Annotated in this window: 24 protein-coding genes and 1 tRNA gene; 16 read left to right on the top strand and 9 right to left on the bottom strand. The window is 56.5% G+C overall.

The genetic code is table 11. The features are described 5' to 3' along the window. The first annotated feature begins 220 nt into the window (after positions 1-220). The 10 genes from E8M78_RS11410 (at position 221) to E8M78_RS11365 (ending at position 12,328) form a co-directional block, all read left to right on the top strand. Complete coding sequence (locus tag E8M78_RS11410) at positions 221-1,555, top strand: L,D-transpeptidase family protein (RefSeq protein ID WP_137135163.1); 1,335 nt, start codon at positions 221-223, stop codon at positions 1,553-1,555. Positions 1,556-1,710: 155 nt separating this feature from the next. Further along, positions 1,711-4,029, top strand: coding sequence for a DUF3772 domain-containing protein (locus E8M78_RS11405; RefSeq protein WP_170973396.1), 2,319 nt, complete (start codon positions 1,711-1,713; stop codon positions 4,027-4,029). A 169-nt stretch (positions 4,030-4,198) separates the two neighbouring features. Then, positions 4,199-5,488, top strand: a complete 1,290-nt coding sequence (gene glyA / locus E8M78_RS11400; RefSeq protein WP_062552672.1) for a serine hydroxymethyltransferase — start codon at positions 4,199-4,201, stop codon at positions 5,486-5,488. Between the two features lie 12 nt (positions 5,489-5,500). Then, complete coding sequence (gene nrdR / locus E8M78_RS11395; RefSeq protein WP_137135161.1) at positions 5,501-5,980, top strand: transcriptional regulator NrdR; 480 nt, start codon at positions 5,501-5,503, stop codon at positions 5,978-5,980. A 3-nt stretch (positions 5,981-5,983) separates the two neighbouring features. Further along, positions 5,984-7,072, top strand: coding sequence for a bifunctional diaminohydroxyphosphoribosylaminopyrimidine deaminase/5-amino-6-(5-phosphoribosylamino)uracil reductase RibD (gene ribD / locus E8M78_RS11390; protein ID WP_170973395.1), 1,089 nt, complete (start codon positions 5,984-5,986; stop codon positions 7,070-7,072). Next, positions 7,054-7,668 carry a riboflavin synthase gene (locus E8M78_RS11385; RefSeq protein ID WP_137135159.1) on the top strand — a complete coding sequence of 205 codons (615 nt, stop codon included), beginning with the start codon at positions 7,054-7,056 and terminating at the stop codon, positions 7,666-7,668. The genes ribD and E8M78_RS11385 overlap by 19 nt, the downstream gene beginning before the upstream one ends. Positions 7,669-7,823: 155 nt before the next feature. Next, positions 7,824-8,279 (top strand): 6,7-dimethyl-8-ribityllumazine synthase, encoded by a 456-nt coding sequence (gene ribH, locus E8M78_RS11380; RefSeq protein WP_137135158.1) that lies wholly within the window; start codon positions 7,824-7,826, stop codon positions 8,277-8,279. A 1-nt stretch (position 8,280) separates the two neighbouring features. Continuing rightward, positions 8,281-8,757 carry a transcription antitermination factor NusB gene (nusB, locus tag E8M78_RS11375; RefSeq protein ID WP_137135157.1) on the top strand — a complete coding sequence of 159 codons (477 nt, stop codon included), beginning with the start codon at positions 8,281-8,283 and terminating at the stop codon, positions 8,755-8,757. Between the two features lie 14 nt (positions 8,758-8,771). Beyond that, entirely contained in the window at positions 8,772-9,998 is a 1,227-nt protein-coding gene (locus E8M78_RS11370) for an MFS transporter (RefSeq protein ID WP_137135156.1), read from the top strand. A gap of 191 nt (positions 9,999-10,189) precedes the next feature. Beyond that, complete coding sequence (locus tag E8M78_RS11365; protein ID WP_137135881.1) at positions 10,190-12,328, top strand: sodium-translocating pyrophosphatase; 2,139 nt, start codon at positions 10,190-10,192, stop codon at positions 12,326-12,328. Between the two features lie 78 nt (positions 12,329-12,406). On the opposite strand, the gene E8M78_RS11360 is transcribed toward E8M78_RS11365, so the two are convergent. Together E8M78_RS11360 and E8M78_RS11355 are read right to left on the bottom strand one after the other, a co-directional pair. Beyond that, positions 12,407-12,919 (bottom strand): outer membrane protein assembly factor BamE, encoded by a 513-nt coding sequence (locus tag E8M78_RS11360; protein WP_137135880.1) that lies wholly within the window; start codon positions 12,917-12,919, stop codon positions 12,407-12,409. Between the two features lie 10 nt (positions 12,920-12,929). Beyond that, positions 12,930-13,163, bottom strand: a complete 234-nt coding sequence (locus E8M78_RS11355) for a hypothetical protein (RefSeq protein WP_205910236.1) — start codon at positions 13,161-13,163, stop codon at positions 12,930-12,932. 23 nt (positions 13,164-13,186) lie between these two features. On the opposite strand from E8M78_RS11355, the gene E8M78_RS11350 reads away from it, so the two are divergent. The 6 genes from E8M78_RS11350 to E8M78_RS11325 all read left to right on the top strand — a co-directional run bounded on the left by E8M78_RS11350 (position 13,187) and on the right by E8M78_RS11325 (position 17,533). Next, positions 13,187-13,735 carry a ubiquinol-cytochrome C chaperone family protein gene (locus E8M78_RS11350; RefSeq protein ID WP_137135154.1) on the top strand — a complete coding sequence of 183 codons (549 nt, stop codon included), beginning with the start codon at positions 13,187-13,189 and terminating at the stop codon, positions 13,733-13,735. Further along, the gene (locus E8M78_RS11345; RefSeq protein WP_137135153.1) at positions 13,732-14,301 is read left to right on the top strand and encodes a DUF177 domain-containing protein; all 570 of its coding nucleotides are present in this window, start codon (positions 13,732-13,734) and stop codon (positions 14,299-14,301) included. Before E8M78_RS11350 ends, E8M78_RS11345 begins: the two co-directional genes overlap by 4 nt. 95 nt (positions 14,302-14,396) lie before the next feature. Then, on the top strand, positions 14,397-15,446 hold the full coding sequence (gene plsX / locus E8M78_RS11340) for a phosphate acyltransferase PlsX (RefSeq protein ID WP_137135152.1): 1,050 nt from the start codon (positions 14,397-14,399) through the stop codon (positions 15,444-15,446). Positions 15,447-15,465: 19 nt separating this feature from the next. Beyond that, a complete protein-coding gene (locus E8M78_RS11335) occupies positions 15,466-16,437 on the top strand; it encodes a beta-ketoacyl-ACP synthase III (protein WP_137135151.1) in 972 nt (323 codons plus the stop codon). Between the two features lie 85 nt (positions 16,438-16,522). After that, positions 16,523-16,864: an integration host factor subunit alpha gene (locus E8M78_RS11330; protein ID WP_312223053.1), complete on the top strand. Its 342-nt coding sequence runs from the start codon at positions 16,523-16,525 to the stop codon at positions 16,862-16,864. Between the two features lie 138 nt (positions 16,865-17,002). Further along, complete coding sequence (locus E8M78_RS11325; RefSeq protein ID WP_137135150.1) at positions 17,003-17,533, top strand: MerR family transcriptional regulator; 531 nt, start codon at positions 17,003-17,005, stop codon at positions 17,531-17,533. 815 nt (positions 17,534-18,348) lie between these two features. On the opposite strand, the gene E8M78_RS11320 is transcribed toward E8M78_RS11325, so the two are convergent. From E8M78_RS11320 to E8M78_RS11290, 7 genes are all read right to left on the bottom strand, one after another. Then, positions 18,349-18,425: transfer RNA gene (locus E8M78_RS11320), tRNA-Pro, on the bottom strand. Positions 18,426-18,502: 77 nt separating this feature from the next. Continuing rightward, positions 18,503-18,691 carry a hypothetical protein gene (locus E8M78_RS11315; protein ID WP_137135149.1) on the bottom strand — a complete coding sequence of 63 codons (189 nt, stop codon included), beginning with the start codon at positions 18,689-18,691 and terminating at the stop codon, positions 18,503-18,505. A gap of 171 nt (positions 18,692-18,862) precedes the next feature. After that, positions 18,863-19,156 (bottom strand): DNA-binding protein, encoded by a 294-nt coding sequence (locus tag E8M78_RS11310; protein ID WP_137135148.1) that lies wholly within the window; start codon positions 19,154-19,156, stop codon positions 18,863-18,865. A gap of 31 nt (positions 19,157-19,187) precedes the next feature. Then, positions 19,188-20,402 carry an O-antigen ligase family protein gene (locus E8M78_RS11305; RefSeq protein WP_137135879.1) on the bottom strand — a complete coding sequence of 405 codons (1,215 nt, stop codon included), beginning with the start codon at positions 20,400-20,402 and terminating at the stop codon, positions 19,188-19,190. 47 nt (positions 20,403-20,449) lie between these two features. After that, entirely contained in the window at positions 20,450-22,000 is a 1,551-nt protein-coding gene (locus E8M78_RS11300; RefSeq protein ID WP_137135147.1) for an undecaprenyl-phosphate glucose phosphotransferase, read from the bottom strand. An 81-nt stretch (positions 22,001-22,081) separates the two neighbouring features. After that, a complete protein-coding gene (locus E8M78_RS11295) occupies positions 22,082-23,236 on the bottom strand; it encodes a glycosyltransferase family 4 protein (RefSeq protein ID WP_137135146.1) in 1,155 nt (384 codons plus the stop codon). Between the two features lie 4 nt (positions 23,237-23,240). After that, positions 23,241-23,819, bottom strand: coding sequence for a polysaccharide biosynthesis/export family protein (locus tag E8M78_RS11290; RefSeq protein WP_062552657.1), 579 nt, complete (start codon positions 23,817-23,819; stop codon positions 23,241-23,243). Positions 23,820-24,003: the final 184 nt, after the last annotated feature.

Genomic DNA, 24,003 nt, shown 5'->3' with positions numbered 1-24,003 from the left:
TTTTACACACCGCTGTGACCGAAACGCTCCTGACAAGAATTGGCCATATTGCTATGGGACCGCGAAACAAGTGTTGTGGCGCAACTTGTCCTCTCCATTCAGAGGCTCCCAGCGTCGGAACGAACGTGGATTTTCGGAGCAGCCTAATCTCCACGACGCTTTATTAACCATATCCGGTATAGGCATTGACGCTGTGCTGTCGGGTTAGATGGATTGAGTGATGTCGAACAAGAACAACTTCGAACTTATCTCGCGCAGATCGCTCCTGCGGTCGGCAGTCTCGCTTGGAGCCGCTGCGGTGGCTGCACCGGTTCTGGCTCAGGACGCACTTCAGGACATCATTTCAGCTCCTGGCCGCGGTGCATGGGACGATCAGTTCGACGCCAGCGCGGCCTCGCGCGCGACAGTCAATGTTGTTTCCAACAATCCCGTTCTCGGGTCACAGGCACCGGGTTACATTCAGCAGGCGATCGGTGAATATCAGGGCATCGTCTCCAATGGCGGCTGGCCTCGGGTAACGCCCGGGCAGGCGGGCTTGCGCATCGGCAATGCCGATCCGGCTGTTCAGCAACTTCGTCAGCGCCTGATGATCTCTGGCGATCTTGCACGCAATGCCGGTATGTCGAACTCGTTTGACTCCTACGTCGATAGCGCCATCAAGCGTTTCCAGGTTCGCCATGGTCTTCCGGCCGACGGCGTTTTGGGTGAGTTCACGCTTAAGGCTTTGAACGTTCCTGCAGAAACGCGCCTCATGCAGTTGCAGACGAACCTTGTTCGGGTGCAAGCGATGGCGGGCGATCTCGGCATTCGCCATGTCATGGTGAACATCCCGGCGGCCTATATCGAGGCAGTCGAATCGGACCGCGTCGTTCTGCGCAATACGGCCATTGTAGGTCGTATCGACCGCCCGACCCATCTTGTGAATTCCAAGATCTACGAAGTCATTCTGAACCCATATTGGACGGCTCCCCGCTCGATCGTCGAAAAAGACATCGTGCCGCTGATGCGTAAGGACCCGACCTACCTGAAGCGCAACAACATCCGTCTTTTCGATGGCAGGGGTCAGGAAGTCGCGCCGGAAACGGTTGACTGGAATGCGCCGAAGGCACCAAACCTGATGTTCCGTCAGGACCCGGGCAAGATCAACGCCATGGCGTCCACGAAGATCAACTTTCATAACAAGAACGGCGAATACATGCATGACACCCCACAGCAGGGGTTGTTCAACAAGTTGATGCGCTTTGAATCATCCGGCTGCGTTCGTGTCCAGAACGTTCGAGATCTCGTGACCTGGTTGCTGCGTGATACGCCTCCGTGGAGCCGCCAGGAAATCGAGCGTGTCATTGCAACGGGCGAAAACACGCCCATCAAACTGGCACAGGAAGTTCCAGTCTATTTCGTGTACATTACGGCCTGGTCTGCAAGGGATGGCGTCGTTCAATTCCGCGACGATATCTACCAGCGTGATGGTGCAACCGAACTCGCGCTGCAAACCAAGACTGGTACGGAGCAAAATCCCGGCTCGATTGAACAGGATATGCTGCCACAGCAGTAAAAATTTGCATCTATTAGATCTGGAAGGCCGATCTCCTCGCGAGGTCGGTCTTTTTCATTTTTGGCCCATCGCTTTCATTATCAATGAATGGCTCTTGCATTCGCGAGAGCCATCTGATTTCCCGAATAAAGGGAACTTTGGGGGCAAGTGTCAGCATGAAGCCGCACGGAGCTGTTGCAGCGATCAAATCGGGCAAGCCTTGGTTTGCGTCTTGTCTCTTGCTTCTTGTTGCACTCGTCAGCCTTGCGACGCTCGATCCGAAGGTTGCTGCTGCGCAGACGAAGGCAGGGGACCCGGCACTAGAGTGGGCCCAGACCGCCCAAAGAGCCGAGCAAGCCCTGCAATCGGGTGAGGCGTCATCCGATGCGTTCGAAGTCCTTCGATCCGAACTCGCCAGCCAGCGATCCGAAGCCGATGCAATTGTAGACGGAGCAGGGCTTTCCATACGATTGCTGGAGGCGCAGCTTGCGACCCTGGGGCCCGCTCCCGGCAAAGATGACAAAGAGCCGGATCTGGTTGCGGCACGGCGTAAGGAGTTGGGTGACGAACTGGCCAAGGCGCGCGAACCGGTGATGAATGCCAAACAGGCATCCGCCAGAGCAAACGTTTTGATCGAGGAGATTGACAGACTCGTCCGTTCGCGTTCCGCGACAAGCCTTTTCGAGCTCCGGCCGTCACCTCTTGTTCCCTCAAGCTGGTCGGCCATGATGAGCGATTTCGATCGGCTGGATGCGAAGATAACCGACGACATAACCCGGCTCCGTATGCCTTCGACCGAGCCGTTCGATTTTGTCGGCGATCGGCTGATCCCGGCCGCCTTGCTTTTGCTCGTAACCTTTCTTTTGCCAGTCGGCCTCGGTCACTTGCTGTTGGTCTATCTCGAACGTCGTATATCGGCGCCTGCGGGATCGGTGCGCTTCGTCGGGCAGGCTCTCGGCGTACACGTGATACGGCTGGTTTTTTCGCTCATCGCCGCCAGTCTTGTTGTTATCGCGGCGGTTCTGCTGGAAGACGGCATCAAATCAATCCAGAACACCTCCGGTGCCGCCATCGCGATTGCCATCGCATTTGTCGTCGCAAATTCGATTGGCAATGTACTCTACGCGCCCAGCCAGCCCGCACTGCGTCTTATCCGGTTAAGCGATGGCCTTTCCCGCTCCTGTTATTGGCTCGGTATGGCGTTTGCCGGATCCATGGGGCTGGAACTTCTGATGGAAGGACTGACGGAGGATTTTGCCTTTTCCCGGGGTGGAAGTTCGGCCCTGCAGAGCATCAGCATCGTCATTGGCTGCGTTATTCTCTTTGTGTTCGCGAATATCCTCCAGAAAGTTGCGGTGGAAGTAGCGACGGATGAGGATGATGACGCTCCCTTCGGTCCCGGCTTCTTCCGTATCGCCGGTCGAGCGGTCCAGGTTATCGCGGTTCTATCCGTTATGGCTGCGGCGATCGGTTACGTGCCTCTGGCGCGCGCGGTGCTCGCACCCATCATGGGCAGTATCGCGATCTTCGGCCTGGCCTTCATCCTGCACTATGTGGTGATGCTGCCGGTGCGCGGCGCCTTGCGCGGTCAGCAATCATCGCTGGAACTGGCATCCATGGTCATTGCGGCAGTGATCGTCCTGGTCAGTCTGCCGCTTCTCGCAATCGTGTGGGGTGCGCGTGAAGCGGAACTCGCAGAGCTGTGGCGGCTCATTCAGAACGGAGTCGATCTCGGCGGTGCCCGACTGTCACCCAAAGTGCTCGTCGTCCTCGTCGTCACCTTCCTCTTCGGTATGCTGCTGACACGCTGGGTGCAGCGGCTGGCCGAACGTTTGGTATTGCCCAAGACCAGGATCGACAGTGGCGGGCGCAACGCGATCCGGACCGGGCTCGGCTATGTTGGCTTCATCGTCTCGGCGCTGATGGCGATTTCTGTCGCGGGGCTCAATCTTTCGAACCTCGCCATCATCGCGGGCGCTCTTTCGGTCGGCGTCGGTTTCGGCATGCAGACGATCGTGTCGAACTTCGTATCCGGCATCATTCTCCTGATCGAGCGACCGATCAAGGAGGGTGACTGGATCGAGGTCTCGGGCTTCTCAGGCATTGTGCGAAAGATTGCCGTTCGCTCGACGCGGATCGAAACCTTCGACCGCCATGATGTCATCATCCCCAATGCCGACCTGATTGCCGGAACGGTCAAGAACATGACCTTGAGTTCGCGGGCAGGGCGCATGATCATTCCGATCAATGTCTCGCGCCATGCGGATATCGACGGCATTCGCCAGATCCTGCTGGAGACTGCGAAAAACCATCCGGCCATCCTCGCACAGCCCGCTCCGCAGGTCTTCCTGCGAAACCTTGGCGCCAGCATGCTGAACTTCGAGCTTCGGTGCTATCTGCGTGATGTCGGAACAGAGACAGGCGCGCGCTCCGATCTGCTGCTCACTCTCAACAGAACATTCGCAGATCTGGGCGTGGATATGCAGTCTGCTTGAGGGCTTATTGAGGGCTTCGTCTCTTGAACAATCTCTGGTGAACAGATGAGAATCATCAGATGCTTTTAAAGCCTGTCCGGAATTGATCCGCAAATGTCGCTGTCCGTATTGCGCTTGTGAAGGCGGACCGTTAAGACGCCATCGCATCAGTTGTTCCAGGAGCCCTGTCATGTCGCATAGAGATGCATTCTTCTCCCGCCCGCTTGCTGAATCCGATCCGGAAATTTTCGGTGCGATCGAGAAGGAGCTGGGTCGTCAACGTCACGAAATCGAATTGATCGCCTCAGAAAACATTGTTTCGCGCGCCGTTCTGGAAGCGCAGGGCTCGATCATGACGAACAAGTATGCCGAAGGCTATCCGGGCAAGCGCTACTACGGTGGCTGCCAATTCGTTGATATCGCGGAAGAGCTCGCAATCGAACGCGCTAAGAAGTTGTTCGGCGTCAACTTCGCCAATGTTCAGCCGAACTCCGGTTCGCAGATGAACCAGGCGGTATTCCTCGCGCTGCTTCAGCCGGGCGATACCTTCATGGGTCTCGACCTGAATTCGGGCGGTCACTTGACCCATGGTTCGCCTGTCAACATGTCCGGCAAATGGTTCAACGTCGTGTCTTACGGTGTTCGTGAAGAAGATCATCAGCTGGACATGGACGAAGTGGCCCGCAAGGCCGAAGAGCATAAGCCGAAGCTGATCATTGCTGGTGGCACCGCCTATTCCCGTATCTGGGACTGGAAGCGTTTCCGCGAAATCGCAGATTCCGTTGGCGCTTACCTGATGGTCGATATGGCGCATATCGCCGGTCTCGTGGCCGGTGGCGTTCATCCGTCTCCGTTCCCGCACTGCCATGTGGCAACGACCACCACGCACAAATCTCTGCGCGGTCCGCGTGGCGGCATGATCCTGACGAATCATGAGGATCTGGCGAAAAAGTTCAACTCCGCCGTTTTCCCGGGTCTCCAGGGTGGCCCGCTGATGCACGTCATTGCTGCCAAGGCTGTGGCCTTCGGCGAGGCTCTTCAGCCGGAATTCAAGGATTATGCAGCGCAGGTCGTGAAGAACGCCAAGGCTCTGGCCGATACGCTTATCAAGCATAATCTCGATATCGTGTCCGGCGGCACAGACAACCATCTGATGCTGGTCGACCTCCGCAAGAAGAACGCGACCGGAAAGCGTGCGGAAGCAGCGCTTGGCCGCGCCTACATCACCTGCAACAAGAACGGCATTCCGTTCGATCCCGAGAAGCCTTTCGTGACATCCGGCGTTCGTCTCGGTACGCCAGCTGGCACGACTCGTGGCTTCAAGGAAGCAGAATTCACCGAAATCGGGAACCTGATCGTCGAAGTTCTCGACGGTCTGAAGGTTGCCAATTCGGATGAAGGCAATGCAGCCGTGGAAGAGGCAGTGCGCGGCAAGGTCGTCTCGCTGACGGAACGCTTCCCGATGTATCCGTATATGTAAGAGGCAATTGAGATGCGCTGCCCCTATTGCGGCTCCGAAGACACTCAGGTCAAGGATTCGCGCCCGGCGGAGGATTTTACATCGATCCGTCGGCGGCGCATCTGCCCGGATTGCGGCGGTCGCTTCACGACATTCGAACGCGTACAACTGCGCGAGCTGATGGTGGTGAAGAAGACCGGCCGCAAGGTTCCTTTTGATCGCAACAAGCTGGTGCGGTCTTTTCAGATTGCGCTGCGCAAGCGGCCAGTCGATGCCGACCGCATAGAGCGCGCAGTGTCGGGTATCGTTCGCCGCCTAGAAAGCTCGGGCGAGAGCGAAATCGGTTCCGAGCAGATCGGTCTGCAGGTTCTGGAAGCCTTGAAGAGCCTCGATGACGTGGCATTCGTGCGTTACGCGTCTGTCTATCGCGACTTCAGCCATGCGGATGACTTCGAAAAGGTCATCTCTGAAATCACGGCCAAGATCGGTCGTGATTCCACTGCGGAATCCTGATCCGTGGCGGCTCCACCTGATGATGAGCGATACATGGCGCAAGCCATCGCGCTGTCGCGAACGCATACCGGCCAAACCGGCACCAACCCATCCGTTGGATGCCTTATCGTCAGGGATGGTGTGGTGATAGGGTCCGCCGTCACTGCCGTCGGTGGTCGTCCCCACGCGGAAACACAGGCGCTGGCAATGGCGGGAGAGGCGGCGCGGGGCGCGACGGCCTATGTTACTCTTGAGCCGTGCTCGCATTATGGGCGCACACCCCCTTGCGCCAATGCGCTCGTCGAGGCGGGCATTGCGCGCGTTGTCGTTGCGTTGAAGGACCCTGATCCTCGCGTTTCCGGCAAAGGTCTTACGATCTTGCAAAGTGCGGGTATTGAAGTGGTAACAGGTGTCTTGCAGGATCAGTCCTGTGATGCGCTTCGCGCCTACCTCATGCGCCAAATGAAATCGCGCCCCTATGTGACTCTGAAGCTTGCCATTTCCGCTGACGGCATGATCGGTCGGAAAGGAGAGGGGCAGGTTGCGATCACCGGTCCCCTGTCGCGACATCAGGTTCATCAGATGCGCGCTGAGATGGATGCGATCCTTGTCGGGATCGGCACAGCCATGGCGGATGATCCACAGCTCGATGTGCGAATTGCAGGGCTTGAACATCGTTCGCCTGTGCGCATCGTGTTGGATCGTCATCTCCGGCTTCCTCTCGACGGCAAACTGGTTAAAAGCGCGCAGCGAATTCCGGTGATCGCGGTTGGAGACCGGTTTGCCGAAGCCGCACCGGCACTCATCAAGGCTGGTGTCGAAATTCTCGATGCGCCCAATTTGCCAACCTTGTTGACACTGCTTTCCGATCGAGGCCTGTCCTCGGTTCTGGTCGAAGGTGGCGCTACGGTTGCCAAGGCATTTCTGGATGCAGGCCTTGTCGACCGCATCGTGCTCTTTGAAGGCCCGTTAGTGATTGGGGAAGGCGGGATTGAATCTCCGCTCACCCAGGACGACATACCGCATGATTACAAGCCGGTGCGACGCATGACCTTTGGTGCGGACCAGTGTTGCGAATACGAGAGGAAATTTGAATGTTCACAGGCATCGTAACGGACGTCGGATCAGTGTCCGCCCTCACGCAACTGGATGAAGGTGTACGGCTGCGCGTGACCACAAGTTACGATCCTCGCACTATCGACATTGGCGCCTCAATAGCGCATGCGGGCGTGTGCTTGACTGTAACAAAGCTCTCCGAACCGGACAGCAACGACCGCTGGTATGAGGTCGAGGCCTGGGAAGAAGCGCTACGCCTCACCACGATCTCTTCGTGGACGGTCGGGACACGCATCAATCTCGAGCGCGCCCTGAAGATTGGCGACGAGCTTGGCGGTCATATCGTCTCCGGCCACGTTGATGACAAGGCGGAAATTCTCTCCATAACGCCAGAAGGTGAAGCGGTGCGTATCCGGCTGCGCGCGCCAAATCAGTTTGCTCGCTTCGTCGCACCGAAGGGATCCGTCGCCCTCGATGGAACTTCTCTGACCGTTAATGCAGTTGCTGGAACCGATTTCGATATTCTGCTGATTCGTCACACACTCGAAGTCACCACCTGGGGTGATCGCAAGGCGGGCGATTTCGTCAATTTCGAGGTCGATACAATGGCGCGCTATGCAGCTCGTCTGGCGGAGTTTCCGGCCACCCGGTAAATCCGGTCCGTATTCACCAGTTCTCTAGAAAATCCGCTCCCGCGCGTGTCGCGCATGGCTGACCCGTGGAAAATCACTTGCCATTCGACGCGTGGCATGGTTTGACGCGCCCAACTCCCAACATCTTATTTCGCAGAATTGCGACCAGGACGACCATGACCGATTCACACAAGCCTCACCTGTTGATTGCCGAAGCGCGCTTTTACGACGATTTCGCCGACGCGCTTCTCGATGGCGCAGTCAGCGCCCTGCAAGAGGCTGGCGCCACGTATGACATGATCACTGTGCCTGGCGCGCTGGAAATTCCGCCGGCAATTGCCATGGCGCTCGATGCAGCAGAGCAGGGTGGCGTCAATTATGATGGCTTTATCGCGCTCGGCATGGTCATCCGTGGTGAGACCTATCATTTCGACATCGTGGCGAACGAATCCTCCCGCGCGCTGATGGATCTTGCTGTTTCTGAGTCGCTGGCTATCGGCAATGGCATCCTGACTGTCGAGAACGATGAGCAGGCCTGGGCCCGCGTGCGCAAGTCGGATAAAGACAAGGGTGGCTTTGCTGCGCGTGCAGCCCTCACCATGATTGCGCTTCGTGAGAAACTGGGCGCCTGACATGTCCAAAGATCCTGCACAGCCTATCAAAACAGCAAACCAGCGCGGCGCAGCCCGGCTTGCTGCCGTTCAGGCCCTCTACCAGATGGATATTGGCGGAACTGGTGTCCTGGAAGTCGTTGCTGAATATGAAGAGCATCGCCTGGGTCAGGAACTCGATGGCGATACCTATCTGAAGGCGGACCCCTCATGGTTTCGCGCGATTGTCGCCGGTGTCGTTCGCGACCAGTTGAAGATTGACCCGGTGATCGGTGCCTCGCTTCTGGATGGCTGGCCGTTGTCGCGCATCGATTCGACGCTCCGCGCGATTCTGCGTGCCGGCACGTTCGAAATCCTTGACCGGAAAGATGTCCCGGTCGCGGTTATCGTGACGGAATATGTTGAGATCGCACAGGCCTTCTTCGAAGGAGAAGAGCCCAAGATCGTCAATGCGGTGCTCGATCGCATTGCCAAGCAGGTTCGCGGCGAGAAGAAGTAGCAGGAACGAAAGCGATGGAAAACGCAGGCGGCACGGCACTGGACAGGCAGCTGGGTGCCGCCAAACGCAATGTTTTCCTGCTTGCGAGTGTGCAAGCGGTGCTCGGTTCTGCTGCCCCGCTCAGCATTTCCGTTGGCGCGTTGGCAGGCTACCAACTCCTTGGCGCTGACAAGTCTCTGGCGACAGCACCGGTGACCGGCTTTAATGTCGGCACCGCACTCGGGGCTGTCGGCATCGCAATTCTCTCCCGTTTCCTTGGGCGCCAAGCCGCCTTCATGGTTGGCGCATTGTTGGGTGCCGTCGGTGGCGGTCTGGCGACTGCTGCGCTCTTCCAGATGAATTTCTGGCTCTTTGCAGCGGCACTGACCCTGATTGGCATGAGCGGTGGCTTCACCCAGAAAATCCGTTTCGCAGCCGCAGATGCTTCCCCCTCCTATTTCAAGCCGAAGGCCATTTCGTGGATTTTGGGCGCTGGCATCGTCTCAGCGATCATCGGGCCGCAATTGGCAATCTGGGCGAAAGATATCTTCGCGCCAGTGACTTTTGCCGGCACGTTTCTGGCCTTGTTGCCGCTTTGCGCAATCGCGCTTGTGATCCTGATCTTTCTGAAGCTACCGCCCATGGGCAAAGCCGGAGCGGCAGATACGCCATCGCGCCCGTTGATGGAGATCATCTCCAACCAACGTTTTGCCACGGGAATGATTTGCGGCATAGGGTCCTATGCGCTCATGACCTTCGTGATGACCGGAGCGCCGCTGGCCATGGTCGTCGGCTGCGGATTTCCGACGGAACTCGCTACGCTCGGCATCCAGTGGCACGTGATCGCCATGTTCGGCCCGAGCTTTTTCACCGGCATGATCATTGCGCGGGTTGGGGCTGAGAAAGTCGTTGCACTCGGTCTTTTCACGCTCATGGGCTGTGCCATCATCGCGCATATGGGAATCGAACTCTGGAACTTCTGGGGTGCCCTGATCCTGCTCGGTATTGGCTGGAACTTCGGCTTTATCGGCTCCACGGCAATTGTCGCGTCGACCTACCGGCCACATGAGGCAGACAAGGTGCAAGGCTTTCACGACATTTTCCTGTTCGGAACGGTCGCACTCTCTTCGTTCTCGTCCGGCAAGGTGTTCACCACCTACGGCTGGAGCTTCATGAACCTGTTCATCTGGCCGGTTTCCATCGTTTGCCTCGTGCTGATCCTGATGCTGCTGATCCGCCAGAGGCGCGCGGCACCTGTTTGATCAATTGAAACTGACATTTGCTCAGTCTTCGGTGCGCGGCGGGATGCTCGCACTGTTTATTCCTTGACGCAAATTATTAACGAACGCACTCTCGCGTGTAACTGTCAGGCCTATGTCCTTGGGAGGGGATCCGTCTGATGGTTCTCGCCGGCGCAATTCTTGTGGCCGGTCCATTGGGAGAGGAAATTCGTATGACAGTGATACTGGGAGTGATCGTCTGCGGGTTCTTGTCAGTGGCCTACGCTGTGTGGGCCACTCGGTCGGTTCTGGCGGCGGATCAGGGCAATCCCCGCATGCAGGAAATTGCCGGATATATTCGTGAAGGTGCGCAGGCCTATCTGACGCGTCAGTACATGACAATCGCCATTGTTGGCGTTGTCGTGACATTGGGAACATGGTGGCTGTTGTCAGCGCTTGCAGCCATCGGCTTCGTTATCGGTGCTGTCCTGTCGGGGGCAGCAGGTTTTATCGGAATGCACGTCTCGGTTCGCGCCAATGTTCGCACGGCGCAGGCCTCGTCTCACAGCCTCGCGGCGGGTCTTGATATTGCCTTCAAGTCCGGCGCCATTACCGGAATGCTCGTAGCGGGCCTCGCCCTCTTGGGTGTTTCGATCTATTACGCGCTTCTGACCTCCGGTCTTGGCCATGCGCCGGGCTCACGTGAAGTCATCGATGCTCTGGTCGCGCTCGGGTTCGGCGCCTCCCTCATTTCGATCTTCGCGCGCCTTGGCGGCGGCATTTTCACCAAGGGGGCCGATGTCGGCGGCGATCTCGTCGGCAAGGTCGAAGCCGGAATTCCGGAGGATGACCCGCGCAACCCGGCAACAATCGCTGACAACGTTGGGGACAATGTTGGCGATTGCGCTGGCATGGCGGCAGATCTTTTCGAAACCTACGCCGTCTCGGTCGTCGCGACCATGGTTCTGGCAGCCATCTTTTTTGCCGGTGCACCAAATCTTGCTGCGATCATGGTCTATCCGCTGGCGATCTGCGCAGCCTGCATTCTCACATCGATCGTCGGCACCTTCTTCGTCAAGCTTGGTACGAATGGATCGATCATGGGGGCTCTCTACAAGGGCCTCATCGTGACAGGCGCTCTCTCCATCGTCGGTCTGGGCGCTGCAACCTCCTTCACCATTGGCTGGGGCGGTATCGGTACGGTTGCGGAGAAGCAGATAACCGGAACCAACCTGTTCTTCTGCGGTATTCTCGGTCTCGTTGTGACGGCTCTGATCGTGGTGATTACAGAGTATTATACGGGCACCAACAAGCGTCCGGTGAATTCCATCGCGCAGGCGTCGGTCACCGGCCACGGCACCAACGTGATCCAGGGCCTTGCAGTATCGCTCGAATCTACCGCGCTTCCTGCCATCGTCATCGTGGGTGGCATCATCACCACCTACCAGCTTGGCGGCTTGTTCGGCACCGGCATCGCCGTTACGGCTATGCTTGGTCTTGCTGGAATGATCGTGGCACTCGACGCGTTCGGCCCGGTGACCGATAATGCCGGCGGGATCGCCGAAATGGCAGGACTTCCGCCAGAGGTGCGCAAATCTACCGATGCGCTCGATGCTGTGGGCAACACGACCAAGGCCGTGACCAAGGGCTATGCAATCGGTTCTGCCGGTCTCGGTGCGCTGGTGCTTTTTGCGGCTTATGCCAACGATTTGCAATATTTTGCCGCCAACGGGCAGAAATATCCGTACTTCGCGGATGTGGGTGCGATCTCCTTCAGTCTTGCCAATCCTTATGTGGTTGCGGGCCTGATCTTTGGTGGTCTCATTCCTTACCTCTTTGGTGGAATGGCCATGACCGCTGTCGGCAAGGCAGGCAGCGCCGTTGTGGAAGAGGTGCGCAGACAGTTCCGCGAGAAGCCAGGCATCATGCAGGGGACAGACCGACCGGATTACGGACGAGCCGTCGATATGCTGACCAAGGCCGCAATCCGCGAAATGATCCTGCCCTCCCTCCTGCCGGTCCTGGCGCCCATTATCGTCTACTTTGGCGTTCTGCTGATTTCGGGCTCTAAAGCGTCGGCCTTCGCGGCCCTCGGTGCGTCGCTGCTCGGCGTCATCATAAATGGACTTTTCGTTGCGATTTCCATGACCTCCGGTGGTGGTGCCTGGGACAACGCGAAGAAGAGCTTCGAGGATGGCTTCGTCGACAAGGATGGCACGCGCCATATGAAGGGATCGGATGCGCACAAGGCTTCCGTGACCGGCGATACCGTGGGTGACCCTTACAAGGATACTGCCGGTCCGGCAGTCAATCCGGCGATCAAGATCACCAATATCGTGGCCTTGCTTCTGCTTGCGATCTTAGCGGCTTGAGCAAAGTGCTCATATAGACAGAACCCGCGGCTTCTCTGAAGCTGCGGGTTCTGTCTTATCGATTTGTAAGCCGAGGCTTTAATTGCCACCGAGGATGCTGCGCATCGCCGCAGCGCCGCTGCTGCCTGTGCCGCCACCACCAGACAGAAGCTGTTGAAGGAAGGTGAGATCGCGGCCGCCAGTCGGCGTCGTGCGACTGATATTGTCAAACACCTTGCCATCCTGCAGCGTGTAGACCGCGCGCCGGGCAACAGTGCCTTCCTTGTTGAAATAAATTGCAACAATGGTCTGCTCTACCAGCTTCGGCTTCATGAAGGCAACCGAGCGATGGCGCTTCTGCGAGATGTAGTAGAAGACTTCGCTATCAAAGGTCGCGGTTGTGGAAGGTGTGCCCATGCTGAGCAGAACCTGTTCGCGGCTTGACCCTTCTGGAATGAGATCAAGCGAATCCTTGTCGAGAACATAGCCGTTGTACATCGTTTGACCGATGTCCATGCTGGTGCAGCCGGAAACGCCAAGCGCGAGTGCGACGGCGGCAACCGCAACTGTGCCCCTCAAATTCACGTCAGAACCAAACACGCGCTTCTTCAACACTTTGTCCTCATGTCTTCCTGCCGGTCAACGACAGCAAACCTGCTGCGATAGCATTGTGGCTATTCCGCGAAACCCGCAACGGCAATCGGCATTTTCCAGCCATATTCTCGCGCGAAGCCTCGCTGATCGCGATCGCCATTGCAATTCGTGCCTGCTTCGGTAAACCACCTTTTGTTTCCATGCAACAAGGTGGCGCGCCTTCATTGGCTGCTTTGGCAGCAAAGAGTGTGATCACGTACAAAACATGATCGAGTCTCGAGCCCCATGATCTTCAATCTCTTCAAAAAGAAGAATAGCAACCGCGCAATCGTCGACCGCCAATACGCGATTTTGACATCTTCGGCCCGCATCCCCTTCTTCTATTCGGATATGGATGTGCCGGATACCGTAATGGGTCGGTTCGAGATGCTGTCGCTGGTGATGATTCTCTTCTTCCGGCGAACATCCGGCTCGGGCCAGAGCGGCAAGGAACTGGCTCAGGAGATCATTGACGCGTTTTTTCAGGACATCGATCATTCCATCCGGGAGCTTGGTGTCGGCGATCAAAGCGTGCCCAAACGCATGAAGAAGTTCGCAGGCATGTTCTACGGTCGCGTTCAGTCCTATGGACAGGCTCTTCAGGCCAATGATGGAGCGGCACTTGCGCAAGCATTGCGCCGGAACATCCACCCGGATATGAGTGAAGCACCTTCCATGGAAGGACTGGCCGCCTGGGCGCTGAGGACGGAGAAGAGGCTGGCGGCGTTTTCGGACGATGATATTGCGCGGGGTGCCTTGCAGATGCCCTTGCCAGGACAAGAGGACTTGCAGTGAAGACATCACCCGACGCCAGATCCAGGCCGCCGTTCTCCTATGCGGTCAAGGTTGGGCATATTTCTGCCAATCCGGTGACAGTTCGAATTTCTGCGGACGAGCGTGAACGCGAAGGGTTGGCAGAACTCTGGAAGGTTTCCTCAGTGGAAGAGCTCAGCGCGGAAATGCAGATTGCCCGCTGGAAGAAGGACGGCGTGCGGGTTCGCGGCCACATCACCGCCCGTTTGACACAGAGCTGCGTCGTTACGCTGGAGCCCGTCGAGAGCGTGATATCGGAAGACTTCGAGCAAATCTTTGTTCCTGAAGGCTCCAAACTCGCGCGCATGATGACGGGGGAAAGCGGTGAAATGGTGCTTGATCCGGATGGTCCGGATCTGCCGGAGACATTCGAGGGCGATACAATCGATGCAGGCGCCACAGTCGCGGAAATGGTCGCCCTTGGCATCGATCCCTATCCGCGAAAGGCCGGCATTGAATTCGCCGATCATATCGAGTCGGATCCAGCCGTGAAGGACGACAAGCCAAACCCGTTTGCCGTTCTGAAGGACTGGAAAAAGAAGGAATAGCGTTTGCATTCGCTTGTGAATGAGTTGTATGGGGCGAATGAACCAAGATTTTGGCCGCGACACAGCCAGGCCGGCGGCAGAAGGACCAGGAACGCGTGATCAGAATTTCTCTTGATGCCATGGGCGGTGATTTCGGCCCTGCCGTGGTCATTCCAGGTGCAGCCAAGGCACTGGAGCGCCATCCGGACGTGGTTTTCGTCATGTACGGACTTCAGCAGGAATGCGAGCCAATCCTCGCAAAATTCCCGAAGCTGAAGGAAAAGACGACATTCCACCATTGCGATGTCGCAATTACGATGGATGAAAAGCCAAGCGCCGCCCTGCGGCGTGGTCGCTACGTTTCAAGCATGTGGCGCTCTATTGAGGCCGTGAAGTCCGGTGAGGCCGATGCCGTTGTTTCTGCCGGGAATACCGGCGCACTGATGGCCATGGCCAAATTTTGCCTTCGGACGATGGAGAATATCGAACGTCCTGCGATTGCCGGTATCTGGCCGACGCTGAAGGGCGAAAGCATCGTTCTCGACATTGGCGCCACCATCGGCGCTGATGCGCAGCAGTTGCTGGACTTCTCGCTGATGGGCGGGGCAATGGCTCGCGCACTGTTTGAAGTTGAGAAGCCCACCGTCGGTTTGCTGAATGTCGGTGTGGAAGAGGTCAAAGGACAGGAAGAGGTCAAGGAAGCCGGGCGCATGTTGCGAGAGGCCAATCTGTCGACGATTTCCTACCATGGCTTCGTTGAAGGCGACGATATCGGCCGCGGAGTCGTGGATGTGGTGGTGACGGAAGGCTTCACCGGGAATATTGCCTTGAAGACCGCAGAAGGAACAGCCAAGCAGATGGCTGAATTGCTTCGCTCGGCAATGTCTCGCACACTGATGTCAAAGATCGGTTATCTGCTTGCAAAAGGCGCCTTTGATCGGTTGCGTGAGAAGATGGACCCGCGCAAGGTCAATGGCGGCGTGTTCCTCGGCTTGAACGGCATCGTCATCAAAAGCCATGGCGGAACAGATGCAGAAGGTTACGCGGCTGCAATCGATGTCGGCTACGACATGGTGCGGAATGCGTTGAACCAGAAGATCGTACAGGATTTGAAAACATATCATGCCCGCCGGCTGCCTCCCGCAGGCCCGGAAGAAGCGGCGTGAGCAAGGGAATTTGCATCAGATGATTCGCTCTGTCGTCCGCGGTTTTGGTTCCGCACTGCCCCAACGCGTCGTCACGAACAAGGAAATGGAAAACCTTGTTGAAACCTCGGACGACTGGATTGTCCAGCGCACCGGAATTCGCCAGCGTTACATCGCAGGCGAGGGTGAAACCACAGCGTCTCTAGGGGAAGCCGCGGCACGGGACGCCCTGCAGCGCGCAGGCCTTACGCCGGACGACATCGACCTAATTATCGTTGCGACGTCCACGCCGGACAACACGTTTCCGGCGACAGCCGTCAATATCCAGAATCGCCTTGGTATGACCAAGGGCTACGCCTTCGACGTGCAGGCTGTCTGCACAGGCTTCGTCTATGCCATGGCCACTGCCGACGCGCATCTGCGGGCAGGGATGGCGAAGCGTGCCCTGGTCATCGGGGCGGAAACCTTCTCCCGTATTCTGGACTGGACGGATCGCACAACCTGCGTGCTCTTCGGTGACGGTGCCGGTGCGCTGGTCCTGGAAGCGCAGGAACAGGAAGGCAAGGTGTCTGATCGCGGCGTTCTGACGTCTCATCTGCGTTCTGACGGCTCGCACAAGGAAAAGCTCTATGTCGACGGTGGGCCGTCGACGACGGGCACCGTCGGTCATTTGCGGATGGAGGGCCGGGAGGTCTTCAAACACGCCGTCGGCATGATTACGGATGTTATCGTTGCTGCTTTTGAAGCGACCGGGACAACGGCTGAAGATCTGAACTGGCTTGTTCCCCATCAGGCGAATCGCAGAATCATCGACGGCTCAGCGAAAAAGCTCGGCATTCCGCTCGAAAAGGTTGTGGTGACGGTCGATCTGCATGGTAACACCTCGGCGGCATCCATCCCACTGGCCCTGTCTGTGGCAGCCAGCGATGGCCGCATCAAGCAGGGCGATCTTGTCATGCTCGAAGCCATGGGCGGGGGCTTTACCTGGGGTGCATTGCTGGTTCGTTGGTAGAACCCGCAAGAGAGGCGCTTGACCCTAGGCATTAACGCACATAGTGTTTGAAAAAATTGATCAATACAGCTTCAGACGGGCGAGGATCATGGCTGGCAAAACAGTAACACGGGCAGATTTGGCAGAGTCGGTGTTTCGCAAGGTCGGCCTGTCCAGAACGGAATCCGCCGAGTTGGTGGAGACAGTGATCGACGAGATCTGCAATGCCATCGTACGGGGCGAGACCGTCAAGCTTTCTTCCTTTGCGACCTTCCAGGTCCGGGCTAAGAATGAGCGCATAGGTCGCAATCCGAAGACAGGGGAAGAGGTGCCGATTTCACCCCGCCGTGTCATGACGTTCAAAGCTTCGAACGTTTTGAAGCAGCGAATTCTGAAGTCTCACTTGTCACGCAAGGCGAAGCAGAAGCCGGCGAATCCGGCGTCTTGATTGCGTCAAAATCAAAACATTAAACTCTGTTGGTTCGCGGCGGCTGCACTTGATCCGATGATGCAGTGCCGTTGAAATGCATTATGAGTGGATGCGTTGTCGTGATTCGGTACGACGATTCTTCGGAGATCTGTAGACGTGGATAAAAGCCCCGACGCGTTCCGGACGATCAGCGAAGTTGCGGATGATCTTGATCTTCCGCAGCATGTATTACGCTTCTGGGAAACCCGTTTTCCACAAATCAAACCCATGAAGAGGGGCGGCGGACGCCGCTACTACCGCCCGGAAGACATCGACCTCTTGAAGGGAATTCGCCATCTTCTTTACGACCATGGCTACACGATCAAAGGCGTTCAGAAACTCCTGAAGGCCAATGGCAACAAGTTCGTAACGGCAATTGCCACTGGTGATATGGCAACCATGGAAGCCATTATGGCGGCCAATAGCGACCGGCATGAGGAGCCAAAGGGCCTCAGCCATGCAGATGAAGATCAATTGCTCGGCAAACCGAAAGCAAAACCCAGCGGTCGTTTCTTCGGGTTCGGTGGATCGAGTGATGATGAGGTCTCGATCGGCAAAAGCTCAATTGGCAAGGAAGATCGTGCCTTGCTGCAGGAAGCGCTTTTTGATCTGCTGGAATGCAAACGCCTGCTTGATCAGGTTCGCTGATAGCCCCGCGTCCGCAGAAGCAATTCACGACTGAAATCGACAGTTTTCAGGAGATGGGCGCATTACGCCATGGTCGGTCGTGTCAAAGGCGACGAAACGCGTCGTGAACGTCTGAGACTGGTGTCCCTGCTCGAAAGTGTTAATCTGTGTGTCTATGTCCGAACCTTGGCCATTAAAGCCATATTATTCTGGCGAGCGTCTGCTTCGGCCTTTTTTGCAGCCAGCGGCATGCAAATCGTGAACAAAACCAAGCTAAATACGAAAATCCGTCCCTGAAGCGCCATATCGACCCCCGTCCCAATGTCGTCTGGATCTTCATAGTAGAGTAAAATTAATCGAAATTGAAATACTAAAATGCACGCAGTGTGATCAAACTTTGATTGTCAATGTTACACAGCGATTTGATCACCGGTTTTATCCGTGTCTCAACAGCGGTTGTTGTGGTAATGTCGCTGTGGCGTGGACCACTTTCGATATCCCTGGCCCATTAGATTTGCTTCCCGCCGGGCGTCTTTCCATCTGAGCTTTTGGAGTGTTCTTCGACGCGTTCGGTGCCTTTACGAAGCTGTGAGCCCTTGAGGCTTTCTACCCGCCTCTCTTCCGCCTTCGCGGACCTGTTCAATCCTGTTGCTGATTCGGTCGCAGTCGCTGTTGCATCACTGTCATCGGTCACGATCATTTCCTGTGTGTGGAAGCAAACCGGAGATGCAGCAGATTGTTCCCGCAGAAATTGTGCAAGCAGGAGGCTGTTCGAGGCAAGAGCGAGAAAGGAGTGAAAAAGCCAATGCTGGGGGATATGGCTTAAATTTGTAAAATGGTCGGGACGACTGGATTCGAACCAGCGACCCCTTGACCCCCAGTCAAGTGCGCTACCGGGCTGCGCTACGCCCCGACCCGCTTCCGAAGAAGCTTGATCTCCATACTGACTTGCCGACCGCTTCGCAAGCCTAAACTGGTGAAATAACCACTTCAGCGATAAAGCGGCGTCCGGCTGGCATTCATCAGAAGTTCCTGCTCGCTGGCAAACGGGCCAAGCAGCTTGAGCAGGCGATTTTCTTCCTGCGGATCAAGACGATAGCGCTTGGCAAATTCAGCGACATTCCAGACTTTACTCAGTCCCGATGTTTCGGTGATGTGTTGATCGACGTGCGTTGTCATGATTTCCCCCATCTGAGTCTGACGCAACAACGATACTTGGCTCGACTTGTTCCAATGATCTATCCAAATGGTTGAAAAATAAAGTCCAAATTCAATGATGGGTGTAATAATGCGCTAAGACGGGTTGGAACCGTTGTGAGGAGATCTGTCCGGGGAGAAGAGAGCCTACCACTAATCGTCATTCGTTGAATTGAGATTTTCCGGACGGGTTCCTTGATCGAGGGTTTGATCTCTCCATTGTATTCCCGGTCCAATGCCTGGGTCGGCCTGCCCTCTCTCGAAGAAGACAATACCGCGGCTTTCCAGAAGCGTCCGAATCCGCGCCGACGCCTGAGAGTCCAGTTCACCACCGCCGCTCTCCGAGGCGATGATCTTCTGCGCGTCCACACCGGCAAAACCGGCAATATCTTCCGGGGAGAGGTTTAGGGCTGCACGTGCAGCCCGCATCTGCTGAATGGTCATCATGTCAGATGAACTGGGGCAGGAACGGGACTTTTCAAGCGGTCCTTGCATCGGCAAGGGAATTTTGCCGCATCCGTTTCTGCCAGTTGTTTTCTAGCGCAAAACAGCCCCAAATGATCCCGAAAAGCATATAGACATGCCGCCAGTGATCGAGATCGATGACATTTCCGATCAGCGCATGACCTGCGAGCACAATCCAGGCGACCATGAGAAATGGTTGCCAGGGGCGTTCTCGTAACAGCGATCGGAAGCCGATGTAGAGTGTCGACCATAGCAGAATGAGGTAGCACACGAAGCCCAGCCAACCGTATGTCGTCAGGGTCTTGAGCCAAATGTTGTGCTCATCTTCGCCAAACATCTTGCCAAGTACCATGGGCCCCATGCCGAGGGGCCGTTCCAGCGCCATGAGGAAACCGATCTTGTGACGCTCGAAGCGACCCAGTCGTGCGCCATCATACTCCTGAACGAGCTTGGCACGGTTCATGAACAGGTCGGATACCTTCTTGGATTGCATCGCGCCGGCAATCGCCATCATCAGGATAACAACTGCTGTCAGGCCAAGCGTGAAGATCTTCATGCGAAATGCCGCTGTTCGTTCCTTGAGCAGCATCACGACGATCAATGCAATGGCAGCGAAAGCGAAGAGACCCCAGGCCGCTCGCGAGAAGGACAGAAAAATTCCGAGCGCGAGGATCAATATACCCGGAATGTAGAAGACAGCACGGCTCAATCGGGTCGTGAGCAACCGATACATCAGGTAAATTGCCGGTGCTACGAGATAGGGGCCGAAGACGTTGGGGTCCTGAAAAGCACCCATTGCCCTGTCATACCGCGTGAAGATTTCCGCACCGGGAAAGGCGTGAAAGTAGCCAAGGATGCCGAGGAGGGCGGTGATGACAGCCCCCGCCACCCAGGCCCTGAAGATGAGCAGCAGGCGCTGGTGCCCGTCTTCGATGATTGCGGCATAAAACACTGAGGTAAGAGCCAGGAACGTTGAGACCGCCATGTAAAGCGGCGCACCGGTCATATCGCTCATGACTGTCAGCGAAAACATTCCGCCAATATTGAACAATAGCATCAGCACGAGCAGCGGAGCGACCGACCGCGAGATCTTGAGTCCGAGCAGAAACCAGATCGTAATCTGCAGGGCCAGCATCACTTCGTAGGGAGCCGGCTCACGAATGACGAAGCCTGAGAGAAACACACCAAAGGCAACCATGGCCGACCCGATGATGCGCAGGGCTGCCATTTGTGGATTGAATGGCTTCGGATAGACCTGGCCCTCGAAAGCGACGCTCAATATGCATTCTCCGTGTTCAGCAGTCTGATGGGCGTCAGGAACAGGATCTTGAGGTCGAGCCAAAGCGACCAGTTCTCGATGTAATCCAGATCAAAAGCGATCCGAGCCTTGATTTTTTCGTCGCTGTCGAGCTCCCCGCGCAGGCCGTTGATCTGTGCCCAGCCCGTGACGCCAGGTTTGACCCGGTGGCGGGCAAAATAGCTTTCGACGACATCGACATATTTTCTGTCACCGGTTTGTGCCTGCACCGCATGCGGTCGCGGGCCCACGAGAGAAAGTTCACCGCGCAGCACGTTGAACAATTGAGGGAGTTCATCCAGCGAAGACTTGCGAATAAAACGACCAACAGGTGTCACACGCGGATCGTGCTTTGTTACGGCCTTCTTCGCAGTCGGATCGCTTTGCTCGGTATACATCGAGCGGAACTTCAGAACGTTGATGACCTCATTGTTGAAACCATGGCGCTTTTGGATGAAAAGTGCCGGGCCTTTCGAGGTTGCTTTAACAGCGATGGCGCAGCCGATCATGATCGGCCAGCACAGCAGCAATGCGAGACTTGAAAAGAAGATGTCAAAGGCGCGTTTCGAAACCGAGTCCCAGTCCCGAAGCGGTTTGTCGAAGATGTCGAGCATCGGCACTGCACCGACGTGACTATAGGCACGGGGGCGAAATCGAAGCTGATGTGCGTGTGCGGCAAGGCGGATATCAACCGGTAGAACCCAGAGCTTCTTCAGCAGTTGGAGGATTCTCTGTTCTGCGGATGCCGGAAGCGCGATGATCAACATGTCGATCCGCGCGAGGCGGGCGAAGGTCACCAGTTCACCGAATGTCCCAAGTTTTGGATAGCCAGCAACCAGATCGGGCGAGCGCGCGCTGCCACGATCATCGAAGATGCCGCAAATCCGAATATCGTTCTCCGGCTGTGCCTCAAGTGCGCGCACCAGATCCTTCGCTGGCTGGCCACCACCAACAATCACAGCACGACGCTCCATAATCCCATTGCGTGCCCAATGCCGAATGGCAATCGCCATCAGGTAGCGCACCGCAATCATGGCTGCAGTGCCAAACACCCACCACGTAAATGTGTGCACATTGGGCGTGTAGGACAGCAGAAGCCAGTTCAAAAGCCAAACGGCACCCCAACCAAGACTCCAGCAAATGACGACGCGGATGGCCATGCGCTGAGGCATTCGCAGGGAGGGAATTTGGTAGGCATCCGCAATTTGCAGGCTCAGTATCATCAGACCGGCTGCAAATACGGCGGAGAAGAACTGAATGATGAGTGATTCCAGATCCCGGATGTCGTTGAGGTAATTTGCGAAAAGACTGACAATGACAACGACCATGCCTTCCAGAAGCCGGAACTTGCCGATGAGCATGGATGGAGTGGTATTCGTGTCGCGAAACTGCTCGGCGATCTGTTGTGCAAAATCGTTCAGCTCGGCTGGAGACTCGTCCTGCCCGGTTTCAGATCGGCTCTGGATCTCGGAAACCTGTCGACGCAATGCCTCGACATCGAATTCCTGCTTTCCTGCCGGTTCGCTCATTGCTCGGATCCCATTGATCGCAAACGCGCCCAGGCACCGCCTGTTTCATTCTGCGCATTGCTGAGCATTAGCAGCAAGATGCTAAGAAAGTTTTGAACCTTTAGTTAGAGTATCTTGATATAGCTGGAGCATCGAAGACGTCATCACATCGGCTGAAAAGCGAGCGCGAAACCGTTCGGGCGGCGGCATTACCCGTTGTCGCCATCCTGCCTCGCTTCTTGCTTCAACCATCACGCGAGCCAGATCCTCTGCACTTCCTGGTATGGCGAGGGCACTGCTTTGCTCGCCAAGAATTTCCGGAATGCCGCCGACCCTGCTGGCAAGCACAAGTTTCCCGGCGGCGAGAGCTTCCAGAACGATATAGGGCATCGCTTCAGCACGGGATGGCACCACGACGATGTCCGCCATCGAAAATGCGACCGACGCTGGCATCGCATTGTCCATCGAGATGCGGTCCGACAGCCCTCTGTCACGGATTGCCTGGATATAGGTTTCCTTATCGGGTCCGTCCCCCACCATTGCTGCGGACAAGCGTCGTCCGAGCATTCTCTCAGCCAGTTCAAACGCATTGATGAAGACATCTGGACCTTTAAGATCCCGCATCATTCCGATGTACAAAAAGTCTGCCCCATTCGGGACAGTTGCGATGGGTTCGAACTCGTTGTCGTCGATCCCGTTATAGATAACGGTCCCGGGAGCACGGGGCCTGCCTACCTTCTGCTCGTAGACGCGCCGCTCGTAGTCACAGACGAAGACCAGGCCATCGGTGAAGTGCTCCTGCACACGCTCCAACCGCATGACCGCCTTGCCGGAAAGGCGCTTCTCATCATAGTGCAGACTGCCGCCATGAGGCGAATAGAAGCGGGCTACGCGATACCTGTTGACCCGCAGGACTGAGCCGATGAGACGGGCAAGGACACCACCTTTGGCGCCATGTCCATGCAGAACATCCGGCTGCAAGCTCTTGATATGTTTGTAACTGTCATAGAGTGCGAGAAGATCTCCGGGCGATACCGACCGTTGGATCGGCAAACGCATCAATCCCAGTGCCAGTTTTGGTTTGATCCGCTCGAACAGGGCCTCCTCGTGTGCTCCGCCTGTCGAACTATCACAGAGGATGCCGATCTGATGACCGGCCTTCGAATGCGCGTCTACCAGATCGCGCACGTGCCGAAAAATGCCGCCGACTGGCGACCTGAAGCAGTGAATGATACGAAGCGGTCGTGACGCAGCCATATGATCAGAAGAGACGTTCTTTGACGTAGATAGTGTCTCCAGCCAGGATCGGCGCAGAGATGGTCGTCTTACCAGTGAGGATCTGTCCATTGATCTTGCGAGTGACGTCGATTTCGCGCTGGTTGCCGCGTGGAGTAAAGCCGCCGGCAATGGCAATGGCGTTCTGCGCCGTCATTCCGGGAACATAAGAATATTGTCCGGGACGACCGACTTCACCCATCACGAAAACAGGGCGATAGCGGTCGACTTCAATCGATACATCCGGGTCGCGCAGATAGCCTTGTTTGAGCTTTGCCGCGATGGCTCCGGAAAGTCCGCTCAGCGTCTGGCCGCGTGCTGTTACCTGACCGACGAGCGGGAAGGAGATGTAACCTGCCTGGTCGACAGTATACGTGTTGGAGAGGCTCGGTTGCTCAAAAACGGTTACACGCAGGCGATCACCACTATCCAGGCGATAGGGCTGGATAGTGGCCTCGTGAAATGCCTTGGGCGCAGGTGCATAGGAGGTGCAGCCGGCAAGCGTGGTTGCAGAAAGGGCTGCAAGCGCCAGAGCTACAACTGATTTAAAACGGGCGAACTCCATCCGCGCGAACTCCGCTGGAAGAAACTGATAGCCCGTTATGGAACTGTTAGGGTTAATGTCTGGTAAAAGCGGCTGCGGCCAACCCCGATTTGCCGTAGATTCATGAATTCGCATAAGCTTTTGAACGTTAACCGGACGCTTACCATAGTCCTTTACGCTCCCGCCCAAATGAAATCGTGGAGTG

The sequence above is a fragment of the Rhizobium sp. FKY42 genome, from assembly GCF_005222835.1.
Taxonomy (GTDB): domain Bacteria; phylum Pseudomonadota; class Alphaproteobacteria; order Rhizobiales; family Rhizobiaceae; genus Neorhizobium.
Note: the sequence above shows the minus strand (reverse complement) of the source record. Positions and strands in the feature narration are given on the sequence as shown.

Coding starts and splice junctions, on each gene's coding strand:
- E8M78_RS11410 (WP_137135163.1), top strand. CDS start 221: ATGTCGAACAAGAACAACTTCGAACTTATCTCGCGCAGATCGCTCCTG.
- E8M78_RS11405 (WP_170973396.1), top strand. CDS start 1,711: ATGAAGCCGCACGGAGCTGTTGCAGCGATCAAATCGGGCAAGCCTTGG.
- glyA (WP_062552672.1), top strand. CDS start 4,199: ATGTCGCATAGAGATGCATTCTTCTCCCGCCCGCTTGCTGAATCCGAT.
- nrdR (WP_137135161.1), top strand. CDS start 5,501: ATGCGCTGCCCCTATTGCGGCTCCGAAGACACTCAGGTCAAGGATTCG.
- E8M78_RS11385 (WP_137135159.1), top strand. CDS start 7,054: ATGTTCACAGGCATCGTAACGGACGTCGGATCAGTGTCCGCCCTCACG.
- ribH (WP_137135158.1), top strand. CDS start 7,824: ATGACCGATTCACACAAGCCTCACCTGTTGATTGCCGAAGCGCGCTTT.
- nusB (WP_137135157.1), top strand. CDS start 8,281: ATGTCCAAAGATCCTGCACAGCCTATCAAAACAGCAAACCAGCGCGGC.
- E8M78_RS11370 (WP_137135156.1), top strand. CDS start 8,772: ATGGAAAACGCAGGCGGCACGGCACTGGACAGGCAGCTGGGTGCCGCC.
- E8M78_RS11365 (WP_137135881.1), top strand. CDS start 10,190: ATGACAGTGATACTGGGAGTGATCGTCTGCGGGTTCTTGTCAGTGGCC.
- E8M78_RS11350 (WP_137135154.1), top strand. CDS start 13,187: ATGATCTTCAATCTCTTCAAAAAGAAGAATAGCAACCGCGCAATCGTC.
- E8M78_RS11335 (WP_137135151.1), top strand. CDS start 15,466: ATGATTCGCTCTGTCGTCCGCGGTTTTGGTTCCGCACTGCCCCAACGC.
- E8M78_RS11315 (WP_137135149.1), bottom strand. CDS start 18,691: ATGACAACGCACGTCGATCAACACATCACCGAAACATCGGGACTGAGT.
- E8M78_RS11310 (WP_137135148.1), bottom strand. CDS start 19,156: ATGATGACCATTCAGCAGATGCGGGCTGCACGTGCAGCCCTAAACCTC.
- E8M78_RS11305 (WP_137135879.1), bottom strand. CDS start 20,402: ATGGCAGCCCTGCGCATCATCGGGTCGGCCATGGTTGCCTTTGGTGTG.
- E8M78_RS11300 (WP_137135147.1), bottom strand. CDS start 22,000: ATGAGCGAACCGGCAGGAAAGCAGGAATTCGATGTCGAGGCATTGCGT.
- E8M78_RS11295 (WP_137135146.1), bottom strand. CDS start 23,236: ATGGCTGCGTCACGACCGCTTCGTATCATTCACTGCTTCAGGTCGCCA.
- E8M78_RS11290 (WP_062552657.1), bottom strand. CDS start 23,819: ATGGAGTTCGCCCGTTTTAAATCAGTTGTAGCTCTGGCGCTTGCAGCC.